Raw genomic sequence first — 14,473 nt, 5'->3', positions numbered from 1 at the left:
CCTTGGGCTTGGTGATCCGTAGAATTCGCTCACTCAGATTCAGGTCCGGCACACGGGCAGTCTTCAGGGCCGTTGGCCGGCTGCCCGACAATAGGGTGAAGAGGTGGAACTCGCGGCGGATCGCGTTGCGCAGCCGTCCCAGCTGCGTCATCCAACCCGCGATGTCCGGCGTGCCCATCGCCACGTCGCGGCGAAATTCCTTATTCCAGTCCACTGCCGTCACCGGGTTCTCCGGAGGCAGGCCGCGAACGCTGCGCCGGGCGTGATTGTAGATTGCCCGCAGGGTCCGCATGCATCCGTTCGCAGCATATGGCCCTGAACTGGCCGTCAGGTCGTCGTGCCGCCTGGCGACCAGGCTGGGCTCTTCGCCAAGCTCTCGCAGCGGCGTGTCGAGCCAGTCGGCGAGGAGGCGTTCCACGTGCACGGTGTAGCCGGCGATGGTGCCCGCGCTGCGTTCCTTGCGCTCGAGGTGCGCGACCTTGTAGCGGGCCCATGCCTCGCGAAGGGTGATCTCCGACGGCGGTTTCACTTCGGGCTTCGGAGCTTCTTCGAACTCGCCCTGGAGGATCTTCGCCAAGGCCGCCCTGGCCGCGACGCGGGCCTCGCGGGTCGTCATTTCGTCGGACGCGCCGATCGTCACCTTCTTAGTGCGCCGCTTCCCGGACACCCAGCAGTCGGCCTGCACTGTGAAGGTCTTCCGGCGCGCGCCCACCCGGACGAAGAAACCGGCCAGTTCGGTGTCGCGCACGATATACTGGCCGTCTTCACTGGCTGGCAGTTGCCCGACAGTCTTGTCGGTGAGGGTCATCTTGCGATCAGGCATGGCGAGGAGAAATTAGGACGGTGTTGGGACGGTGTTTGCGCACCCAAGTTTCTGGGGCGGCCTACTAGAAAACCCTAGCACATTCGATAAAGAATAGCAAATACAGTTAGTTATCGTACTACAGCGTGGAGTGGCGAAGACCGTTCGGAAGCCCCGTCAATAACTACGAATCTGAGGGTCGGACGTTCGAATCGTTCCGGGCGCGCCAATTTCTCCAATAAAATCAATGAATTTTACTCCGAGGATTGGGGCCGATTTCCTCGATTTTGCGTTTAAGCTGGGGTTTAAGCTGGGGTCCTGGCGTGAACGGTGGGGGAACGCCGCCGCCTCTACGCCGCGCTTCGCAGGCCTTCGATAGGGCTCGCCGGGTTTGGAGGGGATCGAATCGCGAACGGGCGAGGACTTTGCTCATCCGCAGAAGCCTACGCGGCTGACTCAGCCAGCGTGGGCGACGGTTCGATTTCGTCGCTTGGCTGTGTTGGACGCGCCGTCCAGACCAATCGGCATTTCCAGTTTGAACCGCGAATAGAGAACCTTCGGCGCCAGCCGTCGCCCAGGATGCACTTCGAGCACCACAAGCCCATAGCGGCTCATCGTCTTCAGCGTCCGCGACAGGTTCGACGTCGCCCGGCCGGAGGCGTCTGACAGCTCCTGCAGTGACCGGGGGTTTCGCGCATCGATCAGCGCCAGCAGCTCACGATTGGATTCCGAGAGCACCTTGGCGAGGCTCTCAAGCGATGGGAACCAGACCTTGGGATCGCCCGCGCGCGGCTTCAATTCGCCGCGTGCGATCCGCAGCGTCCGCGCCTTGATCTCCGCGTAGCTCGCAATCCCGATGTTGAGGGTCTTGCTCATGTCCAAACTCCAACCTCTCGCATGACCGACTCGACCAGCGCCCAGAAGTCGACGAGGAGGGCCTCCGCGTCGCTGTAGTCGTAGGCCGTGATCGTCTTGAACCTGTGCTTGTGATCCTGGCTCTCGTGGGTTCGCCCACTCGGGCCGGATCGCGTGGGCGCTACGTGGGCGTTGTCGAAGCCCGCGAGGCGCTTGTTCTTCGGGTCGTGCAACGTCAGCTCATAGTCCAGGCCGTGCGGCTGGGCGGGCGAGGGCGTGACCGAACCACCTGGAACTTCACCCAGTGGCCCGCTTCATCGATCACCGCGATCGTCCCTTGCAACTCCAGCAGCGTGTCCAACGAGGTGTCGCGCGACATCATGATAAGTTATCACTTACTGATAAGTGTGGAAGTGGGAATTCGTATCCCACCGTTCAAGGCGGACCCCGCGAATCACCGCCGGTAAGGCGCGCGGCTCTGAGCTGCTGCGGCGCGGCCAAGTCGGCCGGCCACGGAGGTTTCCGCAACCAGCTTGCGGAGCGCGCGAAGGGTATTGCGGGAAGGCGGTGGCGACACGCCGGTCTCTGAGATTTCCGTGCACGGAAACCCCATCACGGCTTGTCCCGCAGCGGGATCGTGTAGAACCAATAACAAGCTGGAGTTGTAGTGGAGGGGAGATGGGCGAACCAGCGCAGGATGTTCCCTCCCGGAGCGAGGCCCTGGGCCAGGCGCTGAAGTCGCTTCGCCGTCTGAGGGGTCGACGCCCCGGTGAGATGGCGGACGCCATGGGCATGCCGCGACGCTCCTTGGTGAGCTTGTCGTGCCGGTCCGAAACCATCCGCGGGTTTTCGCCTAGGGTCATGAGCGGCAGGTCCAGCCAGTCTGCCATCAGCCGTTCGACATGGTCCTGATACCCGGCGATGGTCGAAGGGCTCCGCTCCTTGCGCTCCAGGGCGATCTTGTAGCGGACCCACGCCTCGCGAAGCGTGACGTTGGCGACCTTGGGCTTCCAGGCGAGGTCCAAGGTCAGGCAGTCGCGCCCGGTGAGCTCCTTCACCCAGCCCGCCATCTCCTCGGTATTCTTCATCATCGCCGACATCAGCAGGAGGTCGGCGTCGGGCGCGACGCGACGCTATTACCCCTTTTCCGCGTTGAGGCGAGGCGGTAGGCACGACGTCTCTTTCACCGAGGCGGCCGGGGCGAGCAGCCGATGGAGGGTGCAGATGCCTGGGTTGGATTGGAACGCGATCGAAGCCGCCCGGTTGGTCCGCGATCCCTTTGATCACGTCGCCATTGCTCAAGTCCTCGATCCGCAGTGCGCCGCGGCCATCCCGGGAGAGTTTCCAGTCATCCGGAGCCCCGGCTCATATTCGCTGGCGGACGCGCCGCCGGGACCATTCCTTAACACCCTGATCGACGACCTCCTTTCGGATCGCTTCCGCGCGCACATGGCTCGGTTGTTCGAGGTCGACCTGCAGGATCGGCCGGCTTCGGTCACCCTCCGCGGGCAATGCTCTGGGCGCGACGGTAGGATCCACATCGACTCCAAGTCGAAGGTGCTCTCTCTGCTTATCTACCTCAATGACGGCTGGACCGGCGGACAGGGACAGTTGCGGCTCCTTGCAGATAGGCACGGGTTCGACGACGCTACAGTGGAGATCCCTGCGAGCCTCGGATCGATGGTGGCTTTCCGGCGCGGCGACCAATCCTGGCACGGGCATTCTCCGTTCGTCGGTCAGCGGCGGGCGCTGCAGTTCAACTATCTCCAAAGCCAGCGGGCGTCCGTTGTCGGCCTTCTCCGCCACCGCCTGTCGGCCTTCGGCAAACAGCTCGTGGCCTAGTTGGCGGCTCCACGTCGCACGGGAGACTGGGGGATCTAACGCCCCCGCATCGGCGGATCTCGCAGCCTTGCGGCATCAAGGCGCGCCGACAGCCGCCGGCGGTTTCCGCGGAGACTGTGTCGGCTGATACACAGAACGTCACGAAAGCTCCGCAATTCGGCTGCAATGGCCCCCTCCGGCCATCCGTTCCAGCGCCGGTTTGAGGGGCCCATGAACGAGACACCAGGCGACGGCCGCTCGGGCGGTGCGCGGCGACTGTCGCCGACCGCGCAGTGGCGACTCCTGGGCCTCTGTGCTGCCTTGGTGCTCGCCGTCGTGGTCGGCGGAAGTTTGATCCGCAGTAGCCGGACCAAGCCCGCGCCGCCCTCGGCTGTAACTAGTCCCACGGCGCTGCGGTTGACGGACCGGCAATGGCAGTCCCTCACGCTGCAGGCCGCGCGCGCAAAGACCTTCGCCGACGTCGCCGCCACGGACGGGAAGATCGCCATCGACGACGACCTCACGACGAGCGTCTACTCGCCCTATTCCGGGCGGGTGACGCGAGTCTTCGTTCGCGTCGGTGACCGGGTTGCAGCCGGTGTCGCCCTGTTCGCCATCGACGCTCAGGAGATCGCGCAGGGGCAGAGCGACCTCGCCACATCAGCGGCGCAAGCGAAGCTGGCTGCCGCGGTTGAGGCGCGCCAGCACGAACTCTATGAGGCCCATGGCGCAGCCCTGAAGGACTGGCAGCAAAGCCAGGCGGACCTGATTAACGCCCAGTCGGCTTATCGCGCCGCCCGCGGCCGGCTGCACATTCTGGGGCTGACCGACGCCGAGATCGACACACTGGCCAACCGGTCGCCCGCCGCGGCGTCCTGGCGTGAGACGATCGTGCGCGCGCCGCGTTCCGGCGTTCTGATGCAGCGCAACGTCAGCGCCGGGCAAAACATCGCCAGCCTGACCAACGGCGGAACGGCCTCGGCCTTCGTGATCAGCGATCTTTCGAAGGTCTGGCTGGTGGGCGAGCTACGCGAAGCCCAGGCGCCTCTGGCGCGGTTAGGCCAGCCGGTCGAGATGACCGTGACTGCGCTGCCGGGGCGCAGCTTTTCCGGACGCCTGGATTTCGTGGCGCCCAGCGTCGATCCGGTGACGCGGCGGGTCGCCGTTCGTGCGACCGTGCCCAATCCGGACCAGCGCCTGAAACCGGAGATGTTCGCCGACTTCAGCGTGACGACCGGAGAAGAACGCAGCTCGATCGCCGTCCCCGTCGACGCCGTCATTTATGAGGGAGACACGGCCCGCGTCTGGGTCGCCCACGCAGCCGACCGCAGCGTGGCCCTGCGCCCGGTGACCACCGGGCGGATTGCCCATGGCGAAGTGGAAGTCCTGTCAGGATTGCGCGCCGGCGAACTCGTCGTGACCAGTGGCGCGCTGTTCATCGACCGCGCCGTCCGAGGCGGCTGAGGCGATGAACGGGGTCATCGCCTTCGCCCTGCGCCATCGCGGGCTGATGCTTCTGATGCTGGCCGCGATGGTAGCCGCGGGTGTCTTCGCCTTCCGCCAGCTCAACATCGAAGCCTACCCCGACCCGGTCCCACCGCTGGTCGACATCGTCACCCAGAGCACCGGCCAGTCGGCGGAGGAGATCGAGCGCTATGTGACGATCCCGATCGAGGTCCAGCTCGCCGGCATCCCTCACGTCAAGACGATCCGCACGATCTCGCTGTTCGGCCTGTCCGACGTGAAGGTGCAATTCACCTACGACTTCACTTACGACCAGGCGGAACAGCGGGTCATCAATCGCCTGTCGCAGCTCGGCCCGCTGCCCAATGGGGCCAGTGCGCAGATCTCGCCCGTCAGTCCGATCGGAGAAATCTACCGCTACCGGCTGGTGGGGCCGACGAACTATTCCGTCACCGACCTCAAGACCCTGCAGGACTGGGTGCTGCAGCGCCGCTTCAAGGCGGTGCCCGGGGTGATCGATGTCACCGGCTGGGGCGGCAAGACCAAGACCTACGACGTCACCATCGACAAGGCCAAGCTGATCGCTCACGGCCTGACCTTGCCGCAGATCATCCAAGTCATCGGCAACAGCAACGTCAATGTCGGGGGGCAGACCGTCAACTTCGGCCCGCAGGCCGCCATCGTCCGCGGAATCGGCCTGATCCAGACCGTCGATCAGCTGCGAAACACCATGATCACCAGCCCTGGAGGCTCGCCGGTCCTGCTGAGCGACATCGCCACGATCTCCGTCGGGCACCTTCCCCGGCTCGGCGTCGCGGGCCAAGGCGACGACAACGACATCGTCGAGGGGATCGTCCTGATGCAGCGCGGCGAGAAGAGCATGCCGACCATCCGCGCGGTCGAGGACGAAGTTAAGCGCGTCAACACCAGCGGCATCCTGCCGCCGGGGGTCCAGATCGAGAAGATCTATGACCGCAGCGACCTGATCGCCGTAACCACCCACACCGTCCTGGACAACATGCTGTTCGGGATCGTGCTCATCTTCCTGGTCCAGTGGGTGTTTCTGGGCAATTTCCGCACTGCGCTCATCGTCTCGGCGACGGTGCCCTTTGCCCTGTTCTTCGCCGTGCTGATTATGATCCTGCGGGGCGAGTCCGCGAACCTCTTGTCGGTCGGCGCTATCGACTTCGGCCTCGTGGTCGACGCCACGGTGATCATGGTCGAGAACATCTACCGCCACCTCGCCGAGCCTCGGACCCCCCCGCCCGTCGACAGCGCCAGAGCGGCGGCCTCGCGCGAACTCACCACAATCGCCGACGCGGCGGCCGAGGTGAACAAGCCGATCTTCTTCTCAGCCGCCATCATCACCGCCAGCTTCGTGCCCCTGTTCACCCTGACGGGTGTCGAAGGCCACATCTTCGGCCCGATGGCGCAGACCTACGCCTACGCCATCGCAGGCGGTCTCATCGCGACCTTCACGGTCTCTCCGGCCCTCAGCGCCATCCTCCTCCCGGAGAAGGTGGACGAGACCGACACCATGGTCGTTCGCGGCCTTCGGCGCCTCTATCAACCCGTCCTGCGCTTCGCGCTGGCCAATCGAATCGTGACGCTGGGTGGGGCCGGTATTCTGCTGGTGATCGCCCTGCTCGCCGGGCGCACGCTCGGCCTGGAGTTCCTGCCCCACCTCGAGGAAGGGAATTTCTGGATCCGCGCCACCATGCCGGCAGCGATCTCCCTCGAGGCGGGCGACGACGCGGTCAATCGGATGCGCCAGGTGATCGGCCAATTCCCAGAAGTGCAGACGGTCGTCTCCCAACACGGGCGCCCGGATGACGGAACGGACTCGACCGGCTTCTTCAACACAGAGTTCTTTGTGCCGCTGAAGCCGTTCAACACCTGGCCGCATGGGATGGATAAGGCCAAACTGACCAAGGCGCTCGACGAGGCTCTAAGCGCCCAATTTCCCGGCGTGGATTTCAATTTCTCGCAGAACATCCAGGACAACGTCGAGGAGGCGGCGTCGGGTGTGAAGGGCGAGAATTCATTGAAGCTGTTCGGCCCCGACCTCGCTGTTCTGCAGTCCACGGCAGGTCAGATCCGGGACACGATGGCGACGGTGCCGGGCGTCACGGACCTCGCCGTGCTGACGAGCCTTGGCCAACCCACGGTGCAGATCGAAATCGACCGGGCAAAGGCGGCTCGGTTCGGTCTGGCGCCGGGCGACATCAACGCCACGGTGCAGGCGGCGATAGGCGGGCAATCCGCCGGCAATTTCTACGAGCCGGGCAGTGATCGCAACTTCCCGATCGTGGTGCGCCTGCAGCCGGAGGACCGAGGCGACCTGGCGGCGATCCGCAGCCTGCCGATCGGCGCCGCCAGCCCAAACGGAGGCGTCGTGCAGGCGACGCTGGCCGATGTCGCCGACGTACGGCTCACCTCGGGCGCCGCCTTCATCTATCGCGAGAACCAGGAGCGCTACATTCCGATCAAGTTCAGCGTCCGCGGCCGCGATCTGGGCGGTGCGGTGCTGGAGGCCCAGCGCGCCGTCGCCGAGAAGGTCAAGGTGCCCGGCGGCTATCACTTGGAATGGGTGGGCGAACTCGGCGAACTGCAGAGCGCGCTGACAAGGCTTGAGGTCGTCGTGCCGCTGAGTCTGCTCTTGATAGGGCTGTTGCTGTTCCTGAATTTCTCCCGACTCAGCGACACCCTTCTGGCTGCCAGCGTCATGCCCATGGCGATGATCGGAGGGGTCCTGGCGCTGTTCGTCACCCACACGCCGCTCAGCATCTCGGCGGCCATCGGGTTCATCGGGCTATTCGGCATCTCGGTGATGAACGGCATCATTGTGCTGTCGTCCTTCAATCGGCTGGTGGGCGCAGGCTCTCCCCGCGACGCGGCCCTGCTGCGCGCCTGCGAGACCCAGCTCCGGCCCGTGGCGATGACCAGCATCGCCGCCTGCGTCGGCTTGCTGCCCGCCGCGCTGTCGACGGCGATCGGCTCCCAGGTTCAGAGGCCGCTCGCACTGGTCGTGGTGGGCGGCATGCTGCTGGCGCCGGCGCTGGTCCTCGTGGTCTTGCCGGTCCTGATCGACGTCTTTTCCCGTCGGGGTCTTGGCCCACGGCGCGCCAACGCGGGCGACCCGCCGGATCAGGTAGTCGAGACCTGAACTGTCGCGAAGCTCGATGGCTGGGCCTCGTGCGCCGAGAACATGGCGCAAATTGCCTGAGGGGCGCGAAGCGACCCTCACCCAGTCAAACGCCAAGACCCTCCGCCAGCTGAGACTTCGCCGCTATTACTAACGCGTCGCCACCGGCCATACGGCCTCACTCAAGCCACGGCCCCAGACCGGAGCTGGCTTCTGTCCGCAGCGCCCTTTGCAGGCCCGGGGTCGGAAGCGCTCACGATTTGACCGCCCAGGGTCCAGCGCCAAGCGCCTGGAACAGCGCCACGGTGTCGGTAAAGCGACTGGTCCGGGCCTGGATGAGGGCGATCCGACTTTGCTGCGCCGCCTGCTGAGCGACGTAGAGCGCGGAGGCGCTGATTTCGCCCGCGTGCTCCCTGGCTTCGGTCAGCTGGAGAGTCCGTGTGGTCGCCCGGTCGGCCGTCACGGCAAGCTGCAACGCGTCGGCATCGATCTGCAGAGCCTGGAGGGCGTCGGCGACGCCCTGATAGGCGGAAAGGGCCGCACTGCGGTACTGCGCCAAGGCCTGGGCGTAGCCGGCTTCCGCGGCGCGTTGCTGATGGCGCAGGGCGCCGCCCTGGAAGATCGGCTGCGCAACCCCGGCCGTCAGGCTCCAGAAGCTGTTGGGCGCAGAGGTCAGCGCGGCGATCCGCGCGGCGTTGCTGCCCCCGTCGGCGCCTAGCGAGAAGGTCGGCAGACGCGCCGCGGCCGCGATCCCGATCTGGGCGTTGGCGGCGTGCAGGTTCGCCTCCGCCGCGCGAACGTCCGGCCGATGCTCGACCAGGGCTGCAGGAATGCTGACGGGAAGACTGCGCGGCAATTCAAGGCTGGAGATATCGATTTCCGTGGCGGGCCCCTCGCTGGGATAGCGTCCCAGCAGGATCGCCAGAAGATCGCGTTCGGACGCCAACTGCCGGTTCAGAGGCGGCAAAGCCTGCTGTGCTTGGGCCAGGGCGCTCTCCTGAGCGGCGACTTCGGCCGCGGACACCTCGCCGAGGCGCTCCTGCAGGCGCAGGATATCGAGCAGCTTGGTCTCCGCCCCGACGATGTCCTGGTTCGCGGCGATCTGGCCCCGTAGGCTTGCCTCCTGCAGCGCCGCCTGCACGACGTTGGAGGTGAGGGTCAGATAGGCGGCGTCGGCCTGGGCGTCGGCCGCCTGGACGCGGGCCCGAGCGGCCTCGACCTGACGGCGGACACCCCCGAACACGTCGGGCGCGTAAGAGATCGTCACCTGGGCGGTGTAGAGACTGTAGATCGAGGCATTGGAGGCCAGCGGCGGCGCGATAGTGGCTGAATTCTTACTGCGCGACGCGTCGAACCCCGCGCCGATCGTCGGGAGATAGGCGGCGCGTTGCACCCGCAGCAGTTCACGGCTCTGCGCGAGCGCGCTCTGGGCGGCGCGGAGATCCGGATTGTTGGCGATCGCCTCCTTCACCAGGGCGTCGATCTGCGGCGAGGCGAATAGGCGCCACCATTCGGCCGGAAGGGTCTTTCCCGCATCGAATGTCTGGGCCGCGCCGGCCGGATCCGCGGCTTGGCCTGTCTCGCGAAGCGCCGGCGCGGTAAACTCGGAAACCTTGGGCGCCGGCGGCGGCTGATAGTTAGGTCCCGCGGCGCACCCTGCGAGCAAACCCATCAGAAGGAGGCTCGGTGACGCCTTGGACGTTCCCATCCAGGATTTGCCCAAACGATAGGTCAAACGAAAGTCCCTCATCCGCACGCCGCCGGAGCCTCGACGAGCGTCTGAGAATACCTCGATCCGCTGACGTGGCGCCAGCGGGCTCCGCCGACGCATACCAGTCTCCGAAGGCATCGTACTGAACGGGTCGTCAAACCTGTACGGGCCCGGCGTCGGCAGCGTCGGGTTTGCGCCGTGGCCGCCAGATGGCGAGCGCCATGGGAGGTAGAAGACTGAGGCCGAGGAGCGTTGAGGACGCGAGGCCGCCGATGATCACCCACGCCATCGGTCCCAGGATTTCCATCCCCGGCCGGCCCGCGTGAAACGCCATCGGCGACACAGCCGCGCTCACCAGGACCGCACCGATAACGATGGGCCACAGGCGCTGCCGCGCCGCCAGCCGGACAGTCTCGGAGGCCCAAGGTCGCCCCCGCACGTGGACGAGTTCTTCGACCTGCGAAATGAGCAGGACCGCAGCGCGCGCGGAAACCCCGAACAGGACGACGAACCCTGCGAGCGCGCCCAGCGACAGGATCCCGCCCGTCACGGCGACGGCGGCGACGCCTCCGATGAAGGCGAAGGCGGCTGAGCCGATTATCAGGACAGCGGCCCGCGCCGATCCAAAAGCCAGACAGATAAAACCGAGGATGCCCAGCGCGGCCAAGACCAGGGCGACGAGAACTCCCACCCCCCCAAACCCTCCGGAATTGACGGACACGAAATCCACGTAGACCCCCGCAGGCAGGACGACAGATCTTGCGATCCGGTCACGGGCCTCGCGTATGAACGCCGGTGGGTCGCCGACGCCATCGGCCACGACGGACACGCTACGGACGCCATTGTCGTGCTGGATCGCGCCGCGAGTTCCGGAAAGGTAGACGTTCGCCACGGTCTTGAGGGGCGCCGAAACCCCCGAACTCGACCGCAACAGCAAGTCCCCGGCGCCCTCTGGATCCTGCCTGAGGCCCGCCTGGGCGGTGACGACGATGTCGACAGCGCGGCCCCTGTCATACACCTGAGCCGCGCGGCGGCCTTCGAAGGCGGTCTGGAGCGTATCGAGCACGTCGGCGGCGGACAGGCCGTAGATCGCGAGGCGCTGGAAATTCAAGTCCACCCGCACGGACGGCGCGACGGCGGCAGCGGTCGGCGTGATGCGATTTGCGCCCGGTAGGCCAATGAGCGCCGCCGCCACCCGAGACGCAGCCGTGTCGAGGGCGTCTAGATCGTCGCCGGCGATGCGAACCTCGACCTCGCCGTGGCGCTCCGGACCCGCGATTTCGCTGGCGAAGCGAGAGCGCACGACGCCATGAAATCCTTCGTAGCGTTCGACGATCGCGCTGATCTTCTGCTGGATCGCGTCCTGATCTCTGTCGGAAAGGCCCCGGCGCAGCTTAATATCGAAGAGGGCGTGCTCCGGCCCTGACGTTTCGACCCCGGTCTCGGCGCGACCCGTCTGTTGCGAGACGGTCGCTACCTGCGGGATCGCCAGAAGATCCCGCGTCAGGCGACGGCCGAAGTCCTGCATGGCCGAAATCGATGTCGAGGCGGGGCCGCTTAGCTCGGCGGTGAGATGACGGCTGTGGACGGAGGGCAGGAATTCCGATCGGAACCCCGCGAAGGCCAGCCCGGAGATCAGGATCAGCGCCAGGCTCGCCAGCCAGATCCAGAGCGGGCGGATCGCCATCACTTGGGCGAGCCCTCCGTCATAGGCCGTCTTCAATCGGTGCAGCACAGGCGGTTCCCGATCGGGACCGATGTGTCCCAGGAACAGCAAGGCGAGCGCTGGCGTCACGAGCACCGACACCGCCAGCGACGCGAGGAGCGCGATGATCAAAGCCGCCGCGAATGGCGCGAGGAGAGCGCCGCCGATGCCCGGAATGAAGAAGACCGGCGTCAGGCCCACGACGATGGGCACCGTGGCATAGACGACAGGCTGCCGGACCTCGATTGACGCGCGCAGCACGGCATCGGGGCGCGACCCGCCACGAAATTCCGCATCCCGCAACCGCGTGAGAAGGTGATCGAGATCGATGACCGCTTCGTCCACGACCAGACCCAGGGCCACGATAAGCCCGCCCAGGGTCATGAGATTCAGCGTCCAGCCCAGGAGGCTGAGGACGATCAGGGCGGCGGCGAAGGCGAGGGGCAGGGTCAACAGGCCGACGAGGGCGCCGCGCCAGTCCCGCAAGGCGAGGATCATCAGCAAGGCGACCAGGGAGACCCCGATCGCCAGATCGCGGACCAGATCGCTCAGACTGGTGGTGACGAAATCGGCGGGCCGATCGATGGAGGTGTCCGTCTGGACGTCCTGTGCCGCGAGGAGGGGACGCAGCACCGCCAGTTTCGACTCGACCGCCCGGGTTGCGTCGAGGGTGTTGGCGCCGGTCTGTGCGCTTATCCTGAGAAGGACGGCCGGTCGCCCCTGCACTAAGGCGTCGCCAACCGGTGGCGTTGGCGCGTCGACCACATCGGCCACGTCGCTGATGCGCGTCGGGGCGCTTCCCGTCACCTGAATCTGACCGGCTGCGACGTCGTCGGCCGACAGCGCCTGGCCGTGGGGATCGACCAGCACGCGTTGGGTCGGGGTGTCGATGAAGCCCGCGCCCGTCACGCCGGTGGCGCGACGGACCGCCTCATAGACATCGGCGTAGCCGAGATCGCTATCCGAGAGGTCGCCGGCCCGGGCGCGCACCTCGATCCGTCGCACCTCGCCGCCGTAGACCTCGACGTCCGCGACGCCGGGCGAAGACAGTAGCGCGGGGCGCACGGTCCACTGCACCAGGGTGCGCAGGTCCATCGGCGAAAGGCGGCGGCTCGTGAAAGCGATCTTGAGCAGATCGCCGCCGCCGGAGGTGGAGGGCGCCAGACGTGGCGCTCCGATGCCCTGGGGCAAGACCGCGACGGCTTGTGAGAGACGTTCGGCGATCGCCTGGCGCACCTTTAGAGGCTCGGCGTGGGCCTGGAACTCCAAGCTGACGATGGAGCGTCCCGGAATCGAGGTCGAATGCAGATTCGCGACGCCAGGGGATCCGATCAGGGCGCTCTCGACGGCACGCGTGACGAGCTGCTCGACCTGTTCGGTCCCCAGGCCAGGCGCTTCCGTCTCCACCGAGGCGGAGGCGGGCGCCAGCGGCGGCAGGAGACCCTGCTTCAGACCTGCGGCCGCGAATGCGCCATAGACCAGAAGCAAGGCGCCGGCGGCGATGACGACTCGGGGGTGACGCAATGCCCAACGGACGACGGCGGAGATCACCCTATCGCGCCTGAGTGGCCGCGAGGTCCGCGGCGAACAGCCCCGCCACGCCGCTCACCGCCACTTGATCGCCCGGCGCGAAGCCCTTCGCCACGAAGTACCCGGCCTCCTCGGCCAGGCCATCCTGCACCAGCCGCCGTTCGAACTGTTCGCCGCCCCGACGGACGTAGGCCCAAAGCGAGCCCTCGTAACGCAACACGGACTCCCGCTTGATCACCACCCCGCTCAGGGGATTGCCGGTGTCGATGTGGGCGCTCTGCGTCAGGCCTACAGACAACAGGATCGCCGACTTTCCCGTGACTTCAACGATCAGACCGGAGGACTGCAATCTCGGCTCGGCCGCTCGTGCCGGGCCCAGTACTTGGCCCGTTACACTGTCCGAGCCGACGTCGATCTTAACCGTGCGAGCGCCGGCTTGTCCGGCGTTGGAGGGGGTGTCGACATGCACCAGCGCCGCCGCACCGTTCGATAGGGCGCGAATCAGGGCCTGGCGCCGCGCATCGGAAAGTCTCGCGACGCCTGGCCCCCATTCGAGTCCAAGGCGCTGTCGCAGCAGCTCGACCTTGAGGGCGTCCGATCGGGCTTGAGCTTGGGCGGCTTCCGCGTCTTTCCTGGCCAGGGCGCCGCCTGTTCCGCTAAGCGTTTGGGCGCGGGCGGCCTCCGCCCGGGACGCGGCCGCGGTCGCGATCGCGGTGAGAAGGTCTGAATTGAGTTGAGCCAGCGGCCCGGGATCCAGAACCTTGGCAAAGGCGTCCACCTGCGCACGGTGCTGGCCAGCGGCCAGCGGCTGGGTGGCGATGCCCAGGCTCCGCTGCTGGGACGCCGAAATTGTCACCGACCCGCCCGCGGCCATTGACCAACTCGGGCCTGACCCCAAAACGGTCAAGGTGAAGACGGCCAAACGAATCCGCGCTCGAATCGTCACGATCCTCGATCATCGTTCCAGGCGCAGCGCAAATGCCGCTGCAGGATCGCCACGCTAACCAGTTCCCGATGTACGGGGAAGCGTTGATCCCAATTGCGCAAGGGGCCTCGTCATTTGCGAGGGTCGCGTGGTCGATGACTTGGCGGAGCGGCCATTCTGAAAGCGCGCGCCTTTCGCGGCAGGGTTGAGGTAAGTGAGTGCACGCGAAAGCTGGGCCATGTGGCGCCAAGTGGTGTTTATTGAGAGAATGGCTTTCTGCCTGATACGAGTCTCCAGCTCCTGATCTCGGACATCGACGGGACCCTGGTCACGCCGGACAAGATTCTGACAGCGGCGGCGCAGGCGGCGGTCAAGCGACTCGGCGAGGCCGGGATCGGGTTCTCGATCGTTTCCGCCCGGCCGCCTCGTGGCATGCAGGCGCTCGCCACCGCGCTGGACGTCCGCCTGCCGTTCGCGGCCTTCAACGGCGGCAGTCTTGTCGGGCCTGACTTTCA

Annotated in this window: 10 protein-coding genes; 4 read left to right on the top strand and 6 right to left on the bottom strand. The window is 66.3% G+C overall.

Going from position 1 to position 14,473, the window contains the following annotated elements; all coding sequences use genetic code 11:
- The 3 genes from E8A12_RS07370 to E8A12_RS07360 all read right to left on the bottom strand — a co-directional run.
- A partial coding sequence (locus E8A12_RS07370) for an integrase arm-type DNA-binding domain-containing protein (protein ID WP_293367271.1) occupies positions 1-808 on the bottom strand: 808 nt, incomplete at its 3' end.
- 450 nt (positions 809-1,258) lie between these two features.
- The gene (locus tag E8A12_RS07365; RefSeq protein ID WP_293367270.1) at positions 1,259-1,678 is read right to left on the bottom strand and encodes a helix-turn-helix domain-containing protein; all 420 of its coding nucleotides are present in this window, start codon (positions 1,676-1,678) and stop codon (positions 1,259-1,261) included.
- Positions 1,675-1,890 (bottom strand): hypothetical protein, encoded by a 216-nt coding sequence (locus tag E8A12_RS07360; RefSeq protein ID WP_293367269.1) that lies wholly within the window; start codon positions 1,888-1,890, stop codon positions 1,675-1,677. Before E8A12_RS07360 ends, E8A12_RS07365 begins: the two co-directional genes overlap by 4 nt.
- Positions 1,891-2,701: 811 nt before the next feature.
- Here E8A12_RS07360 and E8A12_RS07355 point away from each other — a divergent pair.
- From E8A12_RS07355 to E8A12_RS07345, 3 genes are all read left to right on the top strand, one after another.
- Positions 2,702-3,499 carry a 2OG-Fe(II) oxygenase gene (locus E8A12_RS07355; RefSeq protein WP_293367268.1) on the top strand — a complete coding sequence of 266 codons (798 nt, stop codon included), beginning with the start codon at positions 2,702-2,704 and terminating at the stop codon, positions 3,497-3,499.
- A 303-nt stretch (positions 3,500-3,802) separates the two neighbouring features.
- The gene (locus E8A12_RS07350; RefSeq protein ID WP_293367272.1) at positions 3,803-4,942 is read left to right on the top strand and encodes an efflux RND transporter periplasmic adaptor subunit; all 1,140 of its coding nucleotides are present in this window, start codon (positions 3,803-3,805) and stop codon (positions 4,940-4,942) included.
- Between the two features lie 4 nt (positions 4,943-4,946).
- A complete protein-coding gene (locus E8A12_RS07345; protein WP_293367267.1) occupies positions 4,947-8,108 on the top strand; it encodes a CusA/CzcA family heavy metal efflux RND transporter in 3,162 nt (1,053 codons plus the stop codon).
- A 232-nt stretch (positions 8,109-8,340) separates the two neighbouring features.
- Here the strand turns inward: E8A12_RS07345 and E8A12_RS07340 are convergent, their stop codons facing one another.
- The 3 genes from E8A12_RS07340 to E8A12_RS07330 form a co-directional block, all read right to left on the bottom strand.
- Entirely contained in the window at positions 8,341-9,759 is a 1,419-nt protein-coding gene (locus E8A12_RS07340; protein ID WP_293367266.1) for an efflux transporter outer membrane subunit, read from the bottom strand.
- A gap of 193 nt (positions 9,760-9,952) precedes the next feature.
- Positions 9,953-13,054 carry an efflux RND transporter permease subunit gene (locus E8A12_RS07335; RefSeq protein WP_293367265.1) on the bottom strand — a complete coding sequence of 1,034 codons (3,102 nt, stop codon included), beginning with the start codon at positions 13,052-13,054 and terminating at the stop codon, positions 9,953-9,955.
- A 1-nt stretch (position 13,055) separates the two neighbouring features.
- On the bottom strand, positions 13,056-13,811 hold the full coding sequence (locus E8A12_RS07330; RefSeq protein WP_293367264.1) for a hypothetical protein: 756 nt from the start codon (positions 13,809-13,811) through the stop codon (positions 13,056-13,058).
- 423 nt (positions 13,812-14,234) lie between these two features.
- Between E8A12_RS07330 and E8A12_RS22755 the strand changes: the two genes are divergently transcribed.
- The coding region (locus tag E8A12_RS22755; RefSeq protein ID WP_363211738.1) for an HAD hydrolase family protein at positions 14,235-14,473 on the top strand (239 nt) is incomplete at its 3' end.

This window comes from Phenylobacterium sp., assembly GCF_004799395.1.
Classification (GTDB): domain Bacteria; phylum Pseudomonadota; class Alphaproteobacteria; order Caulobacterales; family Caulobacteraceae; genus Phenylobacterium.
This window is presented reverse-complemented; position numbering and strand designations above follow the sequence as displayed.

Excerpts from the sequence above, each read along its gene's own strand:
- E8A12_RS07365 (WP_293367270.1), bottom strand. The coding sequence starts at position 1,678 with ATGAGCAAGACCCTCAACATCGGGATTGCGAGCTACGCGGAGATCAAG.
- E8A12_RS07345 (WP_293367267.1), top strand. The coding sequence starts at position 4,947 with ATGAACGGGGTCATCGCCTTCGCCCTGCGCCATCGCGGGCTGATGCTT.
- E8A12_RS07340 (WP_293367266.1), bottom strand. The coding sequence starts at position 9,759 with ATGGGTTTGCTCGCAGGGTGCGCCGCGGGACCTAACTATCAGCCGCCG.